2 protein-coding genes are annotated in these 3,446 nt (G+C 62.0%); both read left to right on the top strand.

What is annotated here, in order from left to right:
* Positions 1 to 4 precede the first annotated feature (4 nt).
* On the top strand, positions 5 to 115 hold the full coding sequence (locus P1U55_RS15890) for an NADH-ubiquinone oxidoreductase-F iron-sulfur binding region domain-containing protein (protein WP_366943064.1): 111 nt from the start codon (positions 5 to 7) through the stop codon (positions 113 to 115).
* A gap of 58 nt (positions 116 to 173) precedes the next feature.
* The gene (gene fdhF / locus P1U55_RS14250; RefSeq protein WP_301048297.1) at positions 174 to 2,957 is read left to right on the top strand and encodes a formate dehydrogenase subunit alpha; all 2,784 of its coding nucleotides are present in this window, start codon (positions 174 to 176) and stop codon (positions 2,955 to 2,957) included.
* The last annotated feature ends 489 nt before the right edge of the window (positions 2,958 to 3,446 follow it).

The following is a 3,446-nucleotide window of genomic DNA, read 5'->3' as shown; positions in this document are numbered from 1 at the left end:
CAACCTGCTGGAAGACCTCATCACCGTGATGACGGACAGTTCGATCTGTGGCCTCGGCCAGGCGGCAGGCAACCCGATCCGCCATTTGATCCGCTTCTTCCCGGAGGAGCTGTGATGACCGCAATCTGTAGGGTGGGCGCACCCCACCACCCGGAGACCGCCCGATGAAAGACCTGCCCACCACAGTCACCTTCCATCTTGACGGCAAAGAGGTGACAGCCGACGCGGATGAAACCATCTGGCAGGTCGCCAAGCGCCACGGAACCGCCATTCCGCATCTCTGCTACAAGGACGATCCCGAGTATCGCGCCGATGGTAATTGCCGCGCCTGCATGGTTGAAATCGAGGGCGAGCGCACCCTTGCCGCCTCATGCAAACGCCTCGCCAGTGATGGCCTCAAGGTTTTTACCGGCACTGAGCGGGCCAAAACCAATCGCCGCCTCGTGTTTGATCTGCTCGCCTCCGATATGCCCGCCCGCAACACCTCACCAGACCCGGAAGCCCACTTCTGGGCCCAAGCCAAGCTCGCGGGCCTCAGCCAGCCCCATTTCCCCAGCACCCGCCCCGGCGCGCGCAGCGAAATCCCGGTGGACAGCATCTTTCACGACGCCACCCACCCCTCCATCGCCGTCAATCTTGATGCCTGCATTTCCTGCACCCTGTGTGAGCGCGCCTGCCGCGAAGTGCAGGTGAATGATGTGATCGGCATGGCCTCACGCGGCACCGCTGCGCTGCCGGTTTTCGATCAGGGCGACCCGATGGGCCATTCCTCCTGCGTGGCCTGCGGCGAATGTGTGCAAGCCTGCCCAACCGGCGCTTTGATGGAGAAAACCCTCCTGAATGGCGAGGCCACCAAACGCACTGAATACGCTGAGAAAACCGTTAAATCCGTTTGCCCCTTCTGCGGTGTTGGCTGCCAAACGGAGCTTTCGGTGAAGGATAACAAGATCATTCAGGTCGAGGGGCGCAAAGGCCCGGCCAATCGGGGCAAACTCTGCGTAAAAGGGCGCTTCGGCTATGATTATGTCCTTTCCCCCGAACGCCTCACCAAGCCGCTGATCCGGCGGGATGATGCCCCAAAGGACGCGCTCGCCGAGCTCTCCACGGATCGCATCCACGAGGTCTTCCGCGAAGCCACATGGGAAGAAGCCCTCGCCCGCGCCTCCGGCGGCCTCAAAACCATCATTGAGCGCGACGGTGGCCAAGCCCTCGCAGGTTTCGGGTCCGCAAAGGGCACCAACGAAGAGGCCTACCTATTCCAAAAGCTGGTGCGGCAAGGCTTTGGCACCAACAATGTCGATCATTGCACCCGCCTTTGCCACGCCTCTTCCGTTGCCGCGCTGATGGAAGGCGTCGGCTCCGGCGCCGTTTCAGCCCCCTTCACCGACGCCGAAAAATCCGACTGCATCCTCATCATCGGCGCGCGCCCGGAGCAAAACCACCCGGTCGCCGCCACCTACTTCAAGCAGGCCGCCAAGAACGGCGCGGCCCTGATCGTGATGGACCCGCGCCGCCAGGGCCTGATGCGCCACGCCACCCATTCCGTCGTCTTCGAGCCAGGCCGCGATGTAGCCCTGCTCAACGCGATGATTCACACCATCATCGACGAGGGGTTGACCGACGCGCAATATATCCAGGCCAACGTCGATGGCTTCGAGGCGCTTCGCGAAAAGGTCAAAGGCTTCACGCCCGAGGAAATGTCGCCGATCTGCGGCGTCCCCGCCGATGAGATTCGCACCATCGCCCGCGCCTTTGCCACCGCCGAGCGCGGCATCATCTTCTGGGGCATGGGCATCTCGCAACACGTCCACGGCACCGACAATTCCCGCTGCCTTATCGCCCTCGCTCTGATCACAGGCCACGTCGGACGCCCCGGCACCGGCCTGCACCCACTGCGCGGCCAGAATAACGTGCAAGGCGCGTCCGATGCGGGCCTGATCCCGATGTTCTACCCCGATTACAAATCGGTCGAATCCCCTGATCTCATCACCCAATACGAGGACGCATGGGGCCGCACACTTGATCCGGCCAGTGGCCTCACCGTGGTCGAAATCATTCATGCGATCCACGACGATAAAATCAAAGGCATGTATATCCAGGGCGAAAACCCGGCGATGTCAGACCCTGATCAACGCCACGCCCGCGCGGCCCTCGCCAAGCTCGAACACCTCGTCGTGCAAGACATCTTCTTCACCGAAACTGCCTGGCACGCCGATGTCATCCTTCCCGCCTCGTCACAGGCCGAAAAGCTCGGCACTTACACCAATTCCAACCGCCAAATCCAAATCGGTCGCCCGGTCCTGCCGCCTCCCGGCGAGGCTCGCCAGGATTGGGAGCTGATCATGCAGGTCGCCAACGGTATCGGCTGCGGCTGGGCCTATACCGACCCCTCCGAGGTCTACGCCGAAATGGCCGCGCTCATGCCCTCGCTCACCAACCTCTCATGGGAGCGGATCGCGGTTGAAGGCTCGGTAACCTACCCTGCCGCTGCCCCCGACGCCCCCGGTAGCGAAGTTATCTTCACCGAAGGCTTCCCCACCGACGACGGCCGCGCCCGCATCGTCCCCGCCGATCTTCAGCCCCCTGATGAATTGCCCGACGACGAATACCCCCTCGTTCTCACCACAGGGCGCATGCTGGAGCATTGGCACACCGGCGCCATGACCCGCACCAGCCCCGCCCTCTGGGCGCAGGAAAATGAGCCGGTCGTCTCGATGCACCCGCGTGACATTGGCCGTATGGGCTTCACCCGTGGCCAGCAGGTTACGGTCGAAACCCGGCGCGGCGAGATCACGCTCACGCTACGGGCTGACCGGGACGTGACCCAAGGCATGCTCTTTATCCCCTTTTGTTTCCGCGAAGCCCCCGCAAATGTGCTGACAAACCCCAATCTCGACCCTTGGGGCAAAATCCCCGAGTTCAAGTTCGCCGCCGCCCGCATCCGCGCCGCCCTTTGACGGTTCAATTGTAAGTGCTGGCGGGCCGCAAGCTCGGTCCAAGCCTCCGATAGGGGAGTAGGAAACTCTCCACCCCCATGGCGCTCTGCCACAGGGGCGCGGATCAAGAGCAAGGTTGTTTCCTTCCCAAGATTACAGTTGAAAACGCTCTCGCAGAGCAAACAGGCATCGGGAAGATGGGCCTGCCACACCGCTTCCCATGGCATGGCGGTTTTGTGATCGCCGGGTGCGCAGGCACTTTTGCCATGTTGGGCTGCGTGGCGTCGGCAGGGGAGGTTGGGGCGGCTGGCCGCGCCGATCATCCGGGGTTGAATGCTCGGCAGAACAATTTCATTATATTGTCATTGGTTAACCGCGTTTCGCTGCCATTATAAGCGGCATCAGTTTGGTATCGGGGCGATTTGGGAATGGATGGTCAGTATACTCAGGATCATAACCTGGGGCGGGTGGAGACGGTTCTGGGCAAGGATCATCTGCTTCTGGTGGCGT

The sequence above is a fragment of the Vannielia sp. genome (assembly GCF_029212645.1).
Lineage (GTDB): Bacteria > Pseudomonadota > Alphaproteobacteria > Rhodobacterales > Rhodobacteraceae > Vannielia.
The sequence above is the reverse complement of the archived record's forward strand: the minus strand, read 5'-3'. Positions and strand labels throughout refer to the sequence as shown.